Annotated in this window: 14 protein-coding genes; 10 read left to right on the top strand and 4 right to left on the bottom strand. The window is 60.6% G+C overall.

The genetic code is table 11. From position 1 onward, the window contains the following. The first annotated feature begins 253 nt into the window (after positions 1–253). The 10 genes from H8S56_RS23355 (at position 254) to H8S56_RS23310 (ending at position 13,038) form a co-directional block, all read left to right on the top strand. A complete protein-coding gene (locus H8S56_RS23355) occupies positions 254–1,150 on the top strand; it encodes a TauD/TfdA dioxygenase family protein (protein WP_024686445.1) in 897 nt (298 codons plus the stop codon). A 13-nt stretch (positions 1,151–1,163) separates the two neighbouring features. Beyond that, positions 1,164–2,045, top strand: coding sequence for an ABC transporter ATP-binding protein (locus tag H8S56_RS23350; protein WP_235986855.1), 882 nt, complete (start codon positions 1,164–1,166; stop codon positions 2,043–2,045). A 54-nt stretch (positions 2,046–2,099) separates the two neighbouring features. Beyond that, positions 2,100–2,966 (top strand): ABC transporter permease, encoded by an 867-nt coding sequence (locus H8S56_RS23345; protein ID WP_024695689.1) that lies wholly within the window; start codon positions 2,100–2,102, stop codon positions 2,964–2,966. A gap of 45 nt (positions 2,967–3,011) precedes the next feature. After that, on the top strand, positions 3,012–4,031 hold the full coding sequence (locus H8S56_RS23340) for an ABC transporter substrate-binding protein (protein ID WP_024686442.1): 1,020 nt from the start codon (positions 3,012–3,014) through the stop codon (positions 4,029–4,031). Positions 4,032–4,963: 932 nt separating this feature from the next. Further along, positions 4,964–5,176, top strand: a complete 213-nt coding sequence (locus H8S56_RS23335) for a DUF6124 family protein (protein WP_024694366.1) — start codon at positions 4,964–4,966, stop codon at positions 5,174–5,176. Between the two features lie 106 nt (positions 5,177–5,282). After that, positions 5,283–6,284, top strand: a complete 1,002-nt coding sequence (locus tag H8S56_RS23330) for an RHS repeat-associated core domain-containing protein (protein ID WP_187519911.1) — start codon at positions 5,283–5,285, stop codon at positions 6,282–6,284. A gap of 194 nt (positions 6,285–6,478) precedes the next feature. Continuing rightward, positions 6,479–7,486 carry an RHS repeat-associated core domain-containing protein gene (locus H8S56_RS23325; RefSeq protein ID WP_187519910.1) on the top strand — a complete coding sequence of 336 codons (1,008 nt, stop codon included), beginning with the start codon at positions 6,479–6,481 and terminating at the stop codon, positions 7,484–7,486. 265 nt (positions 7,487–7,751) lie between these two features. Continuing rightward, on the top strand, positions 7,752–8,870 hold the full coding sequence (locus H8S56_RS23320) for an efflux RND transporter periplasmic adaptor subunit (protein WP_024685711.1): 1,119 nt from the start codon (positions 7,752–7,754) through the stop codon (positions 8,868–8,870). Then, the gene (locus tag H8S56_RS23315) at positions 8,867–9,937 is read left to right on the top strand and encodes an efflux RND transporter periplasmic adaptor subunit (RefSeq protein WP_187519909.1); all 1,071 of its coding nucleotides are present in this window, start codon (positions 8,867–8,869) and stop codon (positions 9,935–9,937) included. The genes H8S56_RS23320 and H8S56_RS23315 overlap by 4 nt, the downstream gene beginning before the upstream one ends. Continuing rightward, complete coding sequence (locus H8S56_RS23310) at positions 9,934–13,038, top strand: efflux RND transporter permease subunit (RefSeq protein ID WP_187519908.1); 3,105 nt, start codon at positions 9,934–9,936, stop codon at positions 13,036–13,038. The genes H8S56_RS23315 and H8S56_RS23310 overlap by 4 nt, the downstream gene beginning before the upstream one ends. A 278-nt stretch (positions 13,039–13,316) precedes the next feature. Here the strand turns inward: H8S56_RS23310 and H8S56_RS23305 are convergent, their stop codons facing one another. From H8S56_RS23305 to H8S56_RS23290, 4 genes are read right to left on the bottom strand one after another with little or no spacing between them, the layout of a single operon-like run. Continuing rightward, positions 13,317–13,943, bottom strand: a complete 627-nt coding sequence (locus H8S56_RS23305) for a class I SAM-dependent methyltransferase (RefSeq protein WP_024685722.1) — start codon at positions 13,941–13,943, stop codon at positions 13,317–13,319. A gap of 45 nt (positions 13,944–13,988) precedes the next feature. After that, positions 13,989–14,633, bottom strand: a complete 645-nt coding sequence (locus tag H8S56_RS23300) for a methionine ABC transporter permease (protein WP_024685721.1) — start codon at positions 14,631–14,633, stop codon at positions 13,989–13,991. Then, positions 14,623–15,744 (bottom strand): methionine ABC transporter ATP-binding protein, encoded by a 1,122-nt coding sequence (locus H8S56_RS23295; protein WP_187519907.1) that lies wholly within the window; start codon positions 15,742–15,744, stop codon positions 14,623–14,625. Before H8S56_RS23295 ends, H8S56_RS23300 begins: the two co-directional genes overlap by 11 nt. Continuing rightward, positions 15,741–16,529: a MetQ/NlpA family ABC transporter substrate-binding protein gene (locus H8S56_RS23290; protein WP_187519906.1), complete on the bottom strand. Its 789-nt coding sequence runs from the start codon at positions 16,527–16,529 to the stop codon at positions 15,741–15,743. Before H8S56_RS23290 ends, H8S56_RS23295 begins: the two co-directional genes overlap by 4 nt. Between the last annotated feature and the right edge of the window lie 167 nt (positions 16,530–16,696).

Raw genomic sequence — 16,696 nt, 5'->3', positions numbered from 1 at the left:
TTTGTGGGAGCGAGCTTGCTCGCGAAGGCAGTGGCACAAACCCTGAAGATGCAGTGCCTGGCCAGTCGCTTTCGTGAGCAAGCTCACTCCCACCCGCGTTCAGCCAGCAGGTTTAACTGAGTCTGTCGCGCAGGCTTTACGATCTGCACGCTATCCCATTCCACACTATGCATATTCCCTAACGGTATTTAAATTCCGTTTCTTATATCTATACAGTTCTCTACCTCAGTCACATTCTGGAGTCGGAGTTCTCATGCCAGCAGCCTCCCTCGCTTCATCGTCCGCACCACTCGCGTCGCAATCGTTCGAGGTACGTCCATTCGCCGAAAAGGTGGGCGCTGAAATCGTCGGGCTGGATCTGTCCCGTCCCCTGAACGACGTCGACTTCGCGCGTGTTCATCAGGCGCATCTGGATTACCACGTCATCGTGTTTCGCGATCAGCACATCACGCCGCAGCAGCAGATCGATTTCAGCCGCCGTTTCGGTGTGTTGCAGATTCATGTGCTCAAGCAGTTCCTGCTCGCCAACCACCCGGAAATCCTGATCGTCTCTAATATCGTCGAAGACGGTCAGCCGGTCGGTCTGGGCGATGCAGGCAAGTACTGGCATTCGGACCTGTCGTACAAGGAACTGCCGAGCCTGGGTTCGATGTTGCATGCGCAGGAATTGCCCAGCGAAGGCGGTGACACACTGTTCGCAAACATGCATCAAGCCTGGGACACGCTGCCGCAGCACCTGCGCGATGCAGTCGAAGGGCGTTCTGCCGTTCACAGCTACACCGCGCGTTATGCAGAGGGCCACAACGCGGTCAATTGGCGTCCGACCCTGACGGCCGAGCAACTGGCGCAGGTCGTGGAAGTGAGCCACCCCATCGTGCGCACCCACCCTGAAAACGGTCGCAAGGCGCTGTTCGTCAGCGAGGGTTTCACCACGCGCATTCTTGGCCTGCCGGAAGACGAGAGCCGCCAGATTCTCAACGAAATCCATGCGCACAGCGTTCGCCCCGAGCACATCTATCGCCATCAGTGGCAGCCCAACGACATGGTGTTCTGGGACAACCGCTCGCTGATCCATCTGGCGGCGGGCTGCCCGGCGCACCTGCGACGCAAGCTGTATCGCACGACCATTCAAGGCTCAGCGCCGTTCTGATGGAGAACCGTTCATGAATGCTGCTCTGCAAAGCCACACGGCTAGCCAGAACACCCCCTCGCAATTGGCTGCTCAGCACACCACTGAAGCGTTATTGCAGGTTCGCGGCGTCAGCCTCGAATACCGCACGCCCGAGCGCGTGGTGCGGGCGACGCATCAAGTCAGTTTTGAAGTCGACCCGGCTGACCGTTTCGTCCTGCTCGGCCCCTCGGGTTGTGGCAAATCCACGCTGCTCAAGGCGGTGGCCGGTTTCATTCAGCCCAGCGAAGGCGAGATCAGGCTGGCGGGCAACACGGTGCGCGAGCCTGGGCCTGACCGCATTGTGGTGTTTCAAGAGTTCGACCAGTTGCCGCCCTGGAAAACCGTGATCGAGAACGTCATGTTTCCGCTGCTGGCGTCGCGCACCTTGAAGCGTCCCGAGGCGCTGGAGCGTGCGCGCTATTACCTGGAAAAGGTCGGGCTCAGCGCCTTTGCCGACGCGTATCCACACACCTTGTCCGGCGGCATGAAAGCACGCGTGGCCATCGCCCGGGCGCTGGCGATGCAACCGAAAATCCTGCTGATGGACGAACCCTTCGCCGCGCTCGATGCCCTGACCCGTCGCAAGATGCAGGAAGAGCTGCTGGAGTTGTGGGACGAAGTGCGCTTCACCCTGCTGTTCGTCACGCACTCCATCGAGGAAGCATTGGTGGTGGGCAATCGCATTCTGCTGCTGTCACCGCATCCGGGCCGCGTGCGTGCCGAGATCAACAGCCATCAATACGATCTGAAAAGCCTTGGCGGCGTCGGTTTTCAACAGACTGCGCAACGCATTCATCGCCTGTTGTTCGATGAAGATGAAGCAGGGCAGGGCGATGAAGAACTGAATTTTCAGGACATCCGTATCGCGTACTGATCGTTCCCACGCTCTGCGCTCCGCGCTCTACCTAACACCAGGGAATCGAACACCATGAGCCTCGCACCTCCCGCTCGCGAAGAATACGAAATCACGCTGCAGCCCTTCACCCAGGAAGACCTGGCCCGCGATCTGCCGTTGGCCCAGCGCATCTGGCAACTGAGCTGGGTGCGCAAGACCGTGATCATGGTCGCGCTGGCCGTGATCTGGGAACTCGCTGCACGCCTTCAGAACAACGACCTGCTGCTGCCCAGCTTTCTGCAGACCGCCGCTGCTTTTTACGACGGCATTGTCAGCGGCGAACTGCCGGGCAAGGTCTGGATCTCTTTGACGGTGCTGATTCAGGGGTATCTGATCGGCATCGTTCTGGCGTTCGGTCTGACCACGCTGGCAGTGTCCACCCAACTGGGACGCGACCTGCTTGGCACCTTGACCGCCATGTTCAACCCGCTGCCCGCCATTGCGCTGCTGCCGCTGGCGCTGCTGTGGTTCGGGCTGGGGCAGAACAGCCTGATTTTCGTGCTGGTGCATTCGGTGCTATGGGCGCTGGCGCTCAATACCTACGCGGGCTTTCTCGGTGTTTCGGAAACGCAGCGCATGGCCGGTCGCAACTATGGGCTCAAAGGGCTGCGCTTTGTCTGGCACATCCTGATCCCGGCTGCACTGCCGTCGATCCTCGCAGGCCTGAAAATCGGCTGGGCGTTTGCCTGGCGCACGCTGATTGCTGCCGAACTGGTGTTCGGTGCGTCGTCCGGCAAAGGCGGGCTGGGCTGGTACATCTTTCAGAACCGCAACGAGCTGTACACGGACAAGGTGTTTGCCGGGCTGGCTGCCGTGATCCTCATCGGCCTGCTGGTGGAGAACCTGTTGTTCGCCAACATCGAGCGTCTGACCGTCAAGCGCTGGGGCATGCAGCGCTGAAGCAACCTTCACAACCACTTTTTGAACCACTACGGTGAGCACTTCATGGCAACTCCTTTCAAGCGTCCGGTGCTGACGGCACTGGCAGCAACACTCGGTCTGTTCGGCGCGCTGCTCAGCAGCGGCGCGCAGGCCGAAGGCAAGATCAGCATCGCCCAGCAGTTCGGCATCGGTTACCTGATTCTCGACGTGGTGCGTGATCAGAAACTGATCGAAAAGCATGGCAAGGAGCAGGGCCTCGACATTAAGGTCGACTGGAACAGCATCTCCGGTGCAACGGCCATGAACGAGGCGTTGCTGGCGGGCGCGCTAGACGTGGTGTCGGCGGGCGTGCCGCCGATGCTGACCGTCTGGGACCGCACCAAGGGCAAGCAGAACGTCAAGGCCATCGCCTCGCTGGGCTCGATGCCCAACTACCTGCTGACCAATAATCCCGACGTGAAAACCATCAAGGATTTCACCGACAAGGACCGCATCGCAGTACCGGCCGCGGGCGTGGGTTTCCAGTCGCGCACCTTGCAGATCGAGACCGCCAAGGTGTTCGGTGACGCCAACTACAAGAAATTCGACAACATCTCGGTCAGCCTCGCGCACCCTGATGCCACCGCTGCGTTGCTCGCGGGCGGCTCGGAAATCAACTCGCACTTCTCCAGCCCGCCGTTCCAGTATCAGGCGCTGGAAAACCCGAACGTGCACAAGGTGCTCAGCTCCTATGACGTGCTGGGCGGTCAGGCCAGCTTCAACGTGCTCTACACCACCCAGAAATTCCACGACGAAAACCCCAAGACCTACAAGGCGTTCTACGACGCACTGGCCGAGGCCGAGAAGATCATCAAGGCCGACAAGCCAGCGGCTGCGCAAACCTACATCCGCGTCGAGCAGTCCAAATTGCCATTGCCGCTGGTGGAGAAGATCGTCTCCGACCCTGAAATCGACTTCACCATCACCCCACAGCGCACCTTCATCTACGCCGAGAAGCTGCACGAATTGGGCGTGCTGAAGAATAAGGCCGCGAGCTGGAAAGATTACTTCTTCGAAGAGGCGCACGGTGGTGCAGGCAGTTGAGTGCCGGAGATGTAGGCGTGAGCGCGCTCGCTGAATGGGCGGGCGTCACGGCGAGCAGCCCGTTGTAACCCACTGAAGAAAAGCGATTCGGTGGGAGTGAGCTTGTTCACGAAAGCGATTGGCCAGGCGCTGCATCTTCAGAGTGTGTGCCGCTGCCTTCGCGAGCAAGCTCGCTCCCACGACGCCCGGTGTTTGCTGCGCGACAGCGCTATGTAAAGCCTGCGCGTTAGATTCAGTTAAACCTGCTGGCTGAACGCAAGCTGGTGGGAGTGAGCTTGCTCACGAAAGCGATTGGCCAGGCGCTGCATCTTCAGAGTGTGTGCCGCTGCCTTCGCGAGCAAGCTCGCTCCCACGACGCCCGGTGTTTGCTGCGCGACAGCGCTATGTAAAGCCTGCGCGTCAGATTCAGTTAAACCTGCTGGCTGAACGCAAGCTGGTGGGAGTGAGCTTGCTCACGAAAGCGATTGGCCTGGCGCTGCATCTTCAGGCTTTGTGCCAATGCCTTCGCGAGCAAGCTCGCTCCCACGACGTTCGGTGTTTGCTGCGCGATCTGTGTTTGACAATAAACGCGCGTTCCGCGCCTTGTGTGTTGGAGCGTATGTGTTACTTAAGCTAACGAAAAACCGGTTTTGAAGGACCTGTCCTTCAGGGAATTCCCTTTCATCAGTACGAACTTTCCTAGAAAATCCCGGGCCCTTGTGCACATGAATTCTGGACACTAGGCTGCGTCGGTCGCTGAGTTTCAGCGATCGGGTTTAGCAGCCTGTTTAGAGTCATGAATTCAAGAACCGCTTGATGGCGGCTTTGCGTGGGGCACCTTCGGGTGCGCCGGGTTTCGTGTTCTCTACCGGTCTGCTAACCCGCGTCAAAGCCGCCACCCTTGTTCGTTTAGCAGCGAATGCGAGGTGGCCTTACCAGTAGAGACCACAGCAATGACCAGCTCAACACCCGCTCCTCCTCACAAATCCCTTGAAGACTCCCTGATACAGGTCAGCGACATACTGCGCTGCGCCTCTGCGGCCGCCTACGAAACCGGCGACGCCCTCAGTGGCGCGAAACGCGATCTGGCGTTCTCGGTGGTCCACCTCATCGACATCGCCAGAACCCGGCTTGATCATTCGCTGGAGGATGTGGCCAGCCGTTGAACGCTACGACGAGCCTATTATTTTTACGAGTAGTTAAGGCCTGCCCAGCGGTTCATGGTAATGGCGTCGCTTGCACGCACTGCGCTCAACCTCCCGAGGACTCGTCATGCCGCAGCACGTCACCGTTTGCCGCTATCACTACGACCCTCTGGACAGGCTCGCGAGCCGTGCGCCTTTGGCTGGCGCCATCACTCAAGGCTTTTATAAAGCCGACACGCTGGCAACCGAAGTTCAGGGAGGCAAACACCGCAGTTTTCTGCGTCATGAACATCAATGGTTTGCCTGTAAATCCTCCAGTACTGCGCTGCTCACGTCTGACCGACAACACAGTGTACTGAGTGCTTCGGTAGCCGGAGATCCAGCCAGCATGGCCTATACGCCCTATGGGCATCGTGAGCGGCTGGCCAGCCTGCCGGGTTTCAACGGTGAGTTTGCAGACCCTGTGACCAACCGTTATCTGCTGGGCAATGGCTATCGTGCCTACAGCCCGATCCTGATGCGTTTCAACAGCCCCGACAGCGTGAGTCCTTTTGGCAAGGGCGGGCTGAACGCTTACGGTTATTGCGCCGGGGACCCTGTCAATCGAAGCGACCCCGGAGGACATGATTGGCTTGATACTGTGCTATCGGCTGCCTATATCGGTGCTGGTCTGGCGACGGCTGGAATCGGTCTGGCAATGGCTCGGCCCTCGTTGAAAGCAGTGTTCAAAGGGGTAAAAACGAAACCTCCGGCCGCCGACGTGAGCCCGCCATCACCCGCGCCCAGACGGCCAGCCAATACAAGCGAGAAGCTTTCGGCTGTCGTCGCAGTAGGCGCAGTGACCGCCGGTGCTGTCTGGGGCTCCGCGTTCGTTGTCAAAAACGTGGCCCCCGACTCACCGCTGCAACAGCCTCTGGCCGGACTTGCGGTGGCACTGAGCCTTTCCACGCTGGGTTTTCGGGGATTTAATTTCGCTCGCGCCGAAATGGCAAAACGTACGGCCGGGCGTGCGACTGCCGCAGCAGTCAGCCCCCTCCGACGCACCATTGGCGTCCAGACGACCGGCAGCATCAGTAGCCAATCCGCGAGCGTGCGGGGTAATGAGCTTGTGGAAGAAACAAGGCTCTGACCTGGATTCGAACAACACCGGGACGCTCAAGAGGCTTCCATTGCCGCCAGCCGTAAAAGGCGTCTGCATGCCTGCTCGTCCATCAGGTTTGTTTGCGCTCGGCCTTGCCGCTGCTGCGTTGGTGTTTCTATCAGTGGACCTGCACAGCGGGCCGGCGCACGCTTGAGTTCTGTCTTAATCATAGGGACATGATCATGACCATTCTTTGCACCTACACCTACGATCCGCTGGATCGAATCGCCACACTGGGCCCCTTGGCTCAGGCACTCACCCAACGCTTCTACTGCGAAAGACGAATGATCACTGAGCTGCAGGGAGGTCTTCAATGGACGGTGCTCCAGGCAGGCGGCCATCTGTTAGCGCAACGCAATCGGGATGCCGATGGAGAGTCTATCGGTCTGATCGCCACGGACCAGCAGAACAGCGCTCTGGGTGTGACCACCGCAGCGCAACAGACCGATATCGCTTATTCGCCTTACGGCCATCGTGAAGCTGACTTGTCTGGCGCTGCGCTGCCGGGTTTCACCGGCGCACAACCCGAGCGGGTGACCGGCCATTACGTGCTGGGCAATGGTTATCGCGCCTTTAACCCGACGCTGATGCGCTTCAATAGCCCGGACAGTCTGAGCCCGTTCGGTAAGGGCGGGGTGAATGCGTATGCCTATTGTGTGGGGGATCCGATTAACCGCATCGATCCGACGGGGCATTTGAGTTTCATTTCACTAGGGGCTATAGCAGGCTTGATACTCACGACTGCTGGTATTGGAAGCGCTGTAGCCAGCGCGGCGACTAAAGAGTCAAACCCGGAACTCGCCAAGCCACTGATGATAGCGGGGATCGTGACTGCAGCCCTGGGCGTGGCAGTACTAGGCGGTTCGGTCGGTGCGGCGCTTGTCAAAAGAGCCGCATCAAGACCCTCTGCATTACCTGTGGGGCCAAGGTATGGCGCGAGGCCAAGGCATGGCGCGGGGCAAGGTCGTAGGAACGCTATTTCTAGACACCCTGATTCTCCTGATGACCTGCCGCCACCGACCTACAATCAGTTGTTTGAGCTGGAGTCGCCTCCACCTTCTTACGTAGAGGCTACTCGAAAGCCAGTGCGTCCCATTGAGTTTGTCAGGTCAAGTCAGATCAGATCAGATCAGATCAGATCAGATCAGATCAGAAACTCGAGTCTAAGTGTGATTCAGGCAGTTGCCTGAAAGAGACAGAGCGCGGTTTCTCGCCTGCCTGCTGCTGACGTTCAGTGCAGGCAGGCGCATTAGCTTTTGTATCACGTCATGGGCGCTTGCAGCCGGTCCTGGTACCCGGGCATCTTGCGCTACGATAGAACCTGCCCTTCCAGTCACATAGACCTGCGCTCCGAAGAGCCGCCAAGGAACCCTCCCGCGCGCCAACAGTCGCATGTTCACGTTATTCTCTCGTTCCCCCTACGCTTGCACCCTGGCATCCGCAAAAGGAGTCTGCATGCCTGCTCGACCTTCAAGTTTGTTGACCCTCGGCCTTGCCGCTGCCCTGGCGTTGCTGGCGGGCTGTGGCGAGGAAAAACCGGCAGCCCCTGAACTGCCTCGTGTGTACGTGCAGCCGGTAAAAACCGCCGGGTTCGCCGCCAGCGTGGCGCTGACGGGTGATATTCAGGCCCGTGTGCAGACGCAGCTTTCGTTCCGGGTCAACGGCAAGATCATTCAACGCAGTGTGGATGTGGGCGACCGGGTGAAAGCCAGTCAGGTGCTGGCACGGCTCGATCCCAAGGACCTGCAGGTCAACGTTGATTCGGCGCAGGCGTCGGTTGCCGCCGAGCAGGCGCGGGTCAGCCAGACCCGGGCGGCCTTCGTGCGTCAGCAGAAACTGCTGCCCAAGGGTTACACCAGCCAGAGCGAATATGACTCGGCGCAGGCCGCCGTGCGCGGCAGCGAAAGTTCGCTGAAGGCTGCTCAGGCGCAACTGGCCAATGCTCGCGAGCAACTGAGTTATACCGCGCTGGTCGCAGAGGCGCCTGGTGTGATTACGGCTCGTCAGGCCGAAGTCGGGCAGGTGGTGCAGGCCACCGCGCCGATTTTTACCCTGGCACGCGACGGCGAGCGCGATGCCGTGTTCAACGTCTACGAATCTCTGTTCGTGCAGCCACCGAGCGACCAGCCGGTGCAGGTGACGTTGCTCGACAACCCGGCCATCAAGGTCAGCGGCAAAGTGCGTGAAGTGACGCCTGCGGTGTCGGCGCAAACCGGCACGCTGCAAGTCAAGATCGCGCTCGACCCGCTGCCCGACGGTATGGACCTTGGTTCGGTGGTCAGTGTTGCGCTGAGCAAACCGGCCAATGCCAGCGTCGAGTTGCCGTGGTCGGCCTTGACCAAGGACCTCGGCGAGCACTTGGGCAAACCTGCCGTGTGGGTCGTGGACCCGCAAGGCAAGGCCAATCTTCGCCAGGTCACGGTAGCGCGTTACCTGACGTCCAGCGTCATCATCAGTGACGGCCTCAAGGCCGGAGAAAACGTAGTGATCGCAGGCGGCCAGTTGCTGCACCCCGACATCCAGGTGGAAATCGCCCAACAACCTCAGTCGCAGACTACTCAGGTGCAACCATGAAGCGTGTGTCGTGCCTCGTATTGAGTGGCGTGCTGTTGGCGGGCTGCGGCAAGGATGAAGCGCCACCTGAGCCTGTACGCCCGGTGGTGTTCGTCGAAGCCCAGCCTGATTCGACACAGGATTTCGGACGTTTTGCGGGCAATATCGAGGCGCGCTACCAGAGCGTGCTGGGCTTTCGCGTGCCGGGCCGCATCGCGCGGCGCAACGTGGACGTCGGCAGCGAAGTGAAAAAGGGCGACCTGCTGGCGACCCTCGACCCCACGGATCAACAGAACAACGTGCGTGGCCGTCAGGGTGATCTGGCCCGCGTTCAGGCGCAGTGGATCAATGCCCAGGCCAATGCCCGTCGTCAGCAGGAGCTGTTCGACCGGGGCGTCGGCGCACAGGCGCAACTGGACATCGCCCTGACGGACTTGAAAACCAGTCAATCCTCGCTGGATCAGGCGAAGGCTGCCGAGCAGCAGGCCCGTGATCAATTGAGCTACAGCGAACTGCGCAGTGATCACGACGCGGTGGTCACCGAATGGAAGGTCGAGGCCGGGCAGGTCGTTTCGGCAGGCCAGGAAGTGGTGACGCTGGCGCGGCCCGATATCAAGGAAGCGGTGATCGATTTGCCTGCACAACTGGCCGATCAGTTGCCCGCCGATGTGGTGTACACCGTGGCCAGCCAGCTCGATCCCGAGGTGAGCACCACGGCCACGCTGCGTGAAATCGAACCCCAGGCCGATCGTTTGACGCGCACCCAGCGCGCACGTTTTTCCCTGACCGAAACACCACCCTCGCTGCGCCTCGGCACAGCGATCAGCATCAGCCTCAGCTCGGCCATTGCGCCGCGCATGCGCTTGCCGCTCAGCGCGTTGCAGGAGGTCGATGGCAAGCGCCAGATCTGGGTCATCGATCCGCAGCGTCACACCGTCAACCCCAGGGTCGTGAACGTCGTGGCTCAAGAGGGCAGCAGCTTTTTGCTGGCGAGCGGTGTCAGTGCTGGCGAAAAAGTGGTCAGTGCGGGCGTCAATAGCCTCAAGCCCGGTCAGAAAGTCAAAGTCGATGAGGAAAACCCACGATGAAAGGGAATTTCAACCTGTCCGAGTGGGCACTCAAGCATCAGTCGTTTGTCTGGTATCTGATGTTCGTCGCGCTGTTGATGGGCGTCTTTTCCTACATGAAGCTGGGACGTGAAGAAGACCCGTCCTTCACCATCAAGACCATGATCATCCAGACCCGCTGGCCGGGTGCGACCATGGACGAAACGCTGGAGCAGGTGACTGACCGCATCGAGAAGAAACTCGAAGAGCTGGACTCTCTGGACTACGTAAAAAGCTACACCCGGCCCGGCGAATCGACCGTGATGGTCTTCCTGCGAGACACCACTGATGCCAAGGGGATACCGGAAATCTGGTATCAGGTGCGCAAGAAGATCGACGACATTCGTGGGCAGTTTCCTCAGGGCTTGCAAGGCCCCTCGTTTAACGATGAGTTCGGCGACGTGTACGGGTCCATCTATGCGTTCACGGCGGACGGCTTCTCGATGCGTCAGTTGCGCGACTACGTCGAGAAGGTCCGCGCGGACATCCGCGAAGTGCCGGGGCTTGGCAAGGTCGAGATGATCGGCCAGCAGGACGAAGTGATTTACCTGAATTTCTCGACCCGCAAGCTGGCCGCCCTGGGGCTCGATCAGCGACAGGTCGTGCAGAGCCTGCAGGCGCAGAATGCGGTCACGCCTGCGGGCGTTATCGAGGCAGGGCCGGAGCGAATTTCGGTGCGGACCTCTGGGCAGTTCGCGTCCGAGAAAGACCTGGCGGCCGTCAACTTGCGCCTCAACGATCGTTTCTATCGCTTGAGCGATATCGCCGACATTACCCGTGGCTACACCGACCCGCCCAGGTCGCTGTTTCGCTTTGACGGCAAGCCTGCCATCGGTCTGGCCATCGCGATGCAGAAAGGCGGCAACATTCAGGCTTTCGGCAAGGCGCTGCACGAGCGCATGGACGCCACCACGGCCGAATTGCCGGTGGGCGTTGGCGTGCACAAAGTGTCGGACCAGGCCGAGGTGGTGGACAAGGCGGTAGGCGGTTTTACCAGCGCCTTGTTCGAAGCGGTGATTATCGTGCTGGTGGTCAGCTTCATCAGCCTCGGGATGCGCGCCGGTCTGGTGGTGGCGTGTTCCATACCGCTGGTGCTGGCGATGGTGTTCGTGTTCATGGAATACAGCGGCATCACCATGCAGCGGATTTCCCTCGGAGCGCTGATCATCGCCCTCGGTCTGTTGGTGGACGACGCAATGATCACCGTCGAAATGATGGTCACGCGGCTGGAAATGGGCGAGACCAAGGAGCAGGCGGCGACCTACGCCTACACCTCCACGGCCTTCCCGATGCTGACCGGCACGCTGGTCACGGTGGCGGGTTTTGTGCCGATTGGCCTGAACAACAGTTCGGCGGGGGAATACACCTTCACGCTGTTTGCGGTCATCGCGGTGGCGATGCTGGTGTCCTGGGTGGTCGCCGTGCTGTTCGCGCCGGTGATCGGTGTTCATATTCTGAGCAGCAAGGTCAAACCCAAATCCGAAGAGCCGGGCCGCGTGGGGCGGGCCTTCAACAGCAGCATGGTCTGGGCGATGCGTCATCGCTGGCTGGCGATTGGCATCACGCTGGCGCTGTTTGCCGGGTCGCTGTTTTCAATGCAGTTCGTGCAGAGCCAGTTCTTCCCCTCGTCTGACCGGCCGGAGATTCTGGTTGACCTGAACCTACCGCAGAACGCCTCGATCAACGAGACCCGCAAGGTGGTCGATCGCTTCGAGGCGAGCCTCAAGGACGACCCGGACATCGAGCGCTGGAGCACCTACATCGGCCAGGGCGCGTTGCGCTTCTATCTGCCGCTGGACCAGCAACTGGAAAACCCGTTCTACGCCCAGCTGGTGATTGTCAGCAAAGGCCTGGAAGAGCGGGGCGCGTTGACGGCGCGTCTACAGAAACGTTTGCGTGACGATTTCGTCGGCATCGGCTCCTACGTGCAGCCGCTGGAAATGGGGCCGCCGGTCGGGCGTCCGTTGCAGTACCGCGTCAGCGGCGATGACGTCGACAAGGTGCGTCAGCACGCCATCGAGCTCGCCACGCTGCTGGATCAGAATCCGCATGTGGGCGAGGTGATCTACGACTGGAACGAGCCGGGCAAGGTGTTGCGCATCGACATCAATCAGGACAAGGCGCGGCAGTTAGGCTTGTCTTCCGAGGACGTCGCCAACCTGATGAACAGCGTGGTCAGCGGATCGGCCGTGACTCAGGTGCGTGACGATATCTACCTGATCAACGTGGTCGGCCGCGCCGAAGACGCCGAGCGCGGCACGCCGGAAACCTTGCAGAACCTGCAGATCGTCACGCCGAGCGGGGCGTCCATTCCGTTGCTGGCGTTTGCGACCGTGGGCTATGAGCTTGAGCAGCCTTTGGTGTGGCGTCGTGATCGCAAGCCGACCATCACGGTGAAAGGTGCCGTGCGCGATGAGATTCAGCCAACGGATCTGGTCAAGCAGTTGAAGCCCGAGATCGATAAATTCGCCGCCGGCCTGCCGGTGGGCTACAAGGTCGCCACCGGCGGCACCGTGGAAGAAAGCAGCAAGGCGCAAGGCCCGATTGCCAGCGTGGTGCCGTTGATGCTGTTCCTGATGGCGACGTTCCTGATGATCCAGCTGCACAGCGTGCAGAAGATGTTCCTGGTCGCCAGCGTTGCACCGCTGGGGTTGATTGGCGTGGTGCTGGCGCTGATCCCGACCGGAACGCCGCTGGGCTTTGTGGCTATTCTGGGCGTGCTGGCGTTGATCGGGATCATCATCCGCAACTCGGTGATTCTGGTGACCCAGATCGACGCCTACGAACGCAGCGGTTATCTGCCGTGGGATGCCGTGGTCGAAGCGACCGAACACCGCCGCCGCCCGATCCTGCTGACCGCTGCGGCGGCGAGCCTGGGCATGATCCCGATTGCGCGGGAAGTGTTCTGGGGGCCGATGGCCTACGCCATGATCGGCGGCATCATCATTGCGACGCTGCTGACGCTGTTGTTCCTGCCAGCGCTGTACGTGGCCTGGTACAGGATCAAGGAACCGACCGAAGCACAGCGTCGTGAGGCCGATGAGAAGAAGGAACAGAGTGGAGAGCTGGCGACGGGGCATTGAGTGAGCCGCGCGCAGGCTGTGGAATCGGACGCGGAGTGTCCTGGCGGGCATTCCCACGCAGGAGCGTGGGAACGATCACGCATAAGCCGGTAACAACGCTAACTGACTGAGTGGACGCGATTTCTGTGGGAGGCGGCTTGCCGGCGATGCGGTTTTTGAAGCGCCATATCAGCGACCGAATGGACGCTATCGCCGGCAAGCCGCCTCCCACAGTTTGATGTCAACTGCAGCCTATGCTGTATCTCACAGAGTATTGTGGTTGTTTGAAAAACGTCGGCTTACACCCTGCGCCAGACGCTCGCCAGCCACGGCTGTTGCTCTCTTGGCAGTCCGGCGGGGCGGTAGTAGTGTTCCAGTTCGACGAACCCGGCTTCGGTCAGCAAGGCGCGCCATGATTCCAGGTCGTGGTAGGCACCGTAGCGCTCACCGTTCCAGCCTTCCTGGTTCTGCCCACGCGGGTTGGAGCTGAACAGCACGCCGCCTGGCTTGAGTGTGGCGTGCAGTTGAAGCAGTACGCGAGGCAGTTCCTGAAGCGGCACGTGAAACAGTACGGCGTTGGCGAAGATGCCGTCGAAGCGTGCGTGCGGCAGGTCGAGTTCGAGGAAGTTTTGCTGCAACACCTCGCAGCCGGTCTCGGTGCGTGCCATTTCGGCGAAGCGCTCGGAGCCATCCAGCCCGACCGCGACATGACCCATCGCGGTAAAGGTCTTCAGGTCACGCCCCGGCCCGCAGCCGAAGTCCAGAATCTGCCACGGCGTCGGCCCTTCGATATGGCGCAACAAGGCGTCGATGTTCTGGCTGACGTCATGGTCCCGCGTGCCTTCGCGAAAGTCGTCGGCAACGCTATTGTAGTGTCCCACCGTGGTCGTGGTGATCTGGGCGAGGGTCTGGGGATCGAGTTTCATCAAAGGCGGTCCGGTCCGGGAAGGCCGCTAATATACCCCGGACCGTCAACGCTTGTTCAACCGCACCGCCAGCCTGTCCCCGCCCAGTTGAATGACCGCCACCAGCACCACCAGCACTACGATCACGGTCAGCATCACTTGTGTGTCGAAACGCTGATAGCCGTAGCGATAGGCGATGTCGCCCAGGCCGCCCGCGCCTATTGCGCCCGCCATGGCCGAGGAGTTGATCATGGTCACCAGGGTGATGGTGAAGCCGCCGACGATGCCCGGCAGCGCTTCGGGCAATAGCACGTGCCAGACGATATGCCAGCGGCGGCAGCCCATGGCCTGCGCGGCTTCGATCAGGCCGTGGTCCACTTCGCGCAAGCTGACTTCAGCGATGCGCGCGAAGAACGGCGTGGCGGCAATGGTCAGCGGGACGACGGCGGCCCAGACCCCGTAAGTTGTGCCGACGATCAGCCGGGTGAACGGTATCAGCGCGACCATCAGAATCAGAAACGGCACAGAACGGAAGATGTTCACGAACGCGCCCAGCACGCGGTTGACGTTAGGCGCTTCGAAGATCCCGCCCTTGCCGCTGGTAACCAGAATCACGGCCAGCGGGATACCCAGAATCAGCGCAAGCAGCGATGACACCCCAACCATCAGGAACGTGTCGATAATCCCTTGCCATAAACGATCAAGCCACATAACCCAGTACCTGTGCGTGTTGCGCCTGTGTGCGGGCGCGAGTGAGCAGCTCTTCGACGGACAACGGCGAATGGCTGATGGCGAGCAAAAGGTGTCCCAGCGCACGGCCTTGAATGCGCTCTACACCGCCATGCAACAAACTGACGCGCCCGCCGAATGCGCTGAACAACGCAGACAAGTCAGGCTCCTGGGCCGTGCTGCCCGTGAACTGCAGGTCGAGCACGACGCTGGAATGTTTGTCAGCAGGCTGCGGCTGCAAGCGGGCCTGCAGGTCCTCGGGCAACGCGTGTTGCAAGGGTGCCAGCAGGGTTTTGCTGACCTCATGTTGAGGATCGCCGAACACGTGCCAGACCGGGCCTTGTTCAACGATCTGGCCGCGCTCAAGCACCACCACGCGGTCGCAGATTTCCCGTATCACGGCCATCTCGTGCGTGATCAGGATGATCGTCAGGCCCAATCGCTGATTGATTTCACGCAATAAAGAAAGAATCGACTGCGTGGTTTCCGGGTCGAGCGCCGAGGTGGCCTCGTCGCACAGCAGAATGGCCGGGTCGTGCACCAGCGCGCGGGCGATGCCGACGCGCTGCTTCTGCCCGCCGGACAACTGCGCGGGATAGGCGTTGTGTTTGTCCTGCAAACCCACCAGTTCCAACAGTTCTGCGACCTTGCGCTGACGTTGCTCCTTGGGCACGCCTGCGACCTTGAGGGGCAGCTCGACGTTCTTCCAGACGGTCTTGGCCGACATCAGGTTGAAGTGCTGGAAGATCATGCCGATGCGACGGCGCAGCTCCACCAGCTTGTCTTCGTTGAAGTCGCCGATGTCCACCTGATCGACCAACACCCTGCCGCTGCTTGGCTGTTCCAGGCGGTTGATGGTGCGGATCAGCGACGACTTGCCCGCGCCACTGCGGCCGATGATGCCGAAGATTTCGCCGCGCTGGATCGCCAGATCGATGTTGCCCAGCGCCTCCACCGGGCCTTGTCGGCCCTGATAGGTCTTGCCCAGGTTGATGAAGCGCACGTGGGCATGGTTCAGGTCCGGGTGCAGCTCGGTCTGTCGCGCCGAAGGTTTGACGTCCGGCTTCCAATGTCGTTGAGCGATGGCCGTCATTCTTTCCACCCCACCTGATAGAGCTTGCCGTTGACCTTGTCCAGCGCGGCGCGGACCACCGGCGAGTGCTGATAGATGTCGACGAACTTCGCCAGACGCGGATCGTCCTTGCGCTCGGGTTTGATCACGAACTGGATGACGTACTCAGGGTGATCCATGCCGTCGAACAGAATCGCCGAATCGGCCGGGAAGGTCTTGGCCAGGCGAATGTAGGCCGGGTAGCCCTGCACGAGATCGGCATCGTCGTAGGCGCGCACCAGTTGTACGGCCTCGACCTGGATGAGCTTGAGTTTTTTCGGGTTGGCGGTGATGTCGTCTTCGGTCGCCTTGTAGCCAACGCCTTGCTTGAGTGTGATCAGCCCGGCCTTGGCCAGCAGTTGCAGGCCGCGCCCGCTGTTGATCGGGTCGTTGGCGATCGCCACGGTTGCGCCGCTCGGCAGCTCGTCGAAGCTTTTGTACTTTTTCGAGTACAACCCGACGTTATTGATGATGCCCGGCGCATACGGCACAAGGCCGAAACCTGCGGCTTCGTTGGCGTTGGTCAGGAACGGAATGTGCTGAAAGTAGTTCACGTCGATGTCGCCCGCTGCGAGGGTGACGTTGGGCGCGATCCAGTCGGTGAACTCGACCAGCTCGACCTTCAGGCCCTGCTTGCCGGCCTCCTCGACGGCGGCCTCAAGCGGAATGGCGAAGGCTGCGGTGGTACCGACCTTCAAAGGCGCATCGGCGGCGTGAGCGGTCAGGGTCAACAGGCCAAAGGCCAGGGCTGCGAGGGTTTTGGTCATGGTGCATTCCGTTGAAATGACGGGTTATTGAGGTGATCAACATCCTGTGGGAGCGAGCCCGCTCGCGAACCGGCCGATGCCGACGCTAGAGGCGTAGCGTTTGAAAAATGGCCTTCGCGAGCAAGCTCGCTCCCACAGGTTTTAGCTATTCGGTACAACCTGTATTG

This window comes from Pseudomonas triticifolii (assembly GCF_014358015.1).
GTDB lineage: Bacteria > Pseudomonadota > Gammaproteobacteria > Pseudomonadales > Pseudomonadaceae > Aquipseudomonas > Aquipseudomonas triticifolii.
The sequence above is the reverse complement of the archived record's forward strand: the minus strand, read 5'-3'. Positions and strand labels throughout refer to the sequence as shown.

Bases quoted from the DNA above. Each gene is read 5' to 3' on its own strand.
- H8S56_RS23290 (WP_187519906.1), bottom strand. From the start codon at position 16,529: ATGACCAAAACCCTCGCAGCCCTGGCCTTTGGCCTGTTGACCCTGACC.
- H8S56_RS23325 (WP_187519910.1), top strand. From the start codon at position 6,479: ATGACCATTCTTTGCACCTACACCTACGATCCGCTGGATCGAATCGCC.
- H8S56_RS23335 (WP_024694366.1), top strand. From the start codon at position 4,964: ATGACCAGCTCAACACCCGCTCCTCCTCACAAATCCCTTGAAGACTCC.
- H8S56_RS23345 (WP_024695689.1), top strand. From the start codon at position 2,100: ATGAGCCTCGCACCTCCCGCTCGCGAAGAATACGAAATCACGCTGCAG.
- H8S56_RS23305 (WP_024685722.1), bottom strand. From the start codon at position 13,943: ATGAAACTCGATCCCCAGACCCTCGCCCAGATCACCACGACCACGGTG.
- H8S56_RS23315 (WP_187519909.1), top strand. From the start codon at position 8,867: ATGAAGCGTGTGTCGTGCCTCGTATTGAGTGGCGTGCTGTTGGCGGGC.
- H8S56_RS23330 (WP_187519911.1), top strand. From the start codon at position 5,283: ATGCCGCAGCACGTCACCGTTTGCCGCTATCACTACGACCCTCTGGAC.
- H8S56_RS23340 (WP_024686442.1), top strand. From the start codon at position 3,012: ATGGCAACTCCTTTCAAGCGTCCGGTGCTGACGGCACTGGCAGCAACA.
- H8S56_RS23350 (WP_235986855.1), top strand. From the start codon at position 1,164: ATGAATGCTGCTCTGCAAAGCCACACGGCTAGCCAGAACACCCCCTCG.
- H8S56_RS23310 (WP_187519908.1), top strand. From the start codon at position 9,934: ATGAAAGGGAATTTCAACCTGTCCGAGTGGGCACTCAAGCATCAGTCG.
- H8S56_RS23355 (WP_024686445.1), top strand. From the start codon at position 254: ATGCCAGCAGCCTCCCTCGCTTCATCGTCCGCACCACTCGCGTCGCAA.
- H8S56_RS23320 (WP_024685711.1), top strand. From the start codon at position 7,752: ATGCCTGCTCGACCTTCAAGTTTGTTGACCCTCGGCCTTGCCGCTGCC.
- H8S56_RS23295 (WP_187519907.1), bottom strand. From the start codon at position 15,744: ATGACGGCCATCGCTCAACGACATTGGAAGCCGGACGTCAAACCTTCG.
- H8S56_RS23300 (WP_024685721.1), bottom strand. From the start codon at position 14,633: ATGTGGCTTGATCGTTTATGGCAAGGGATTATCGACACGTTCCTGATG.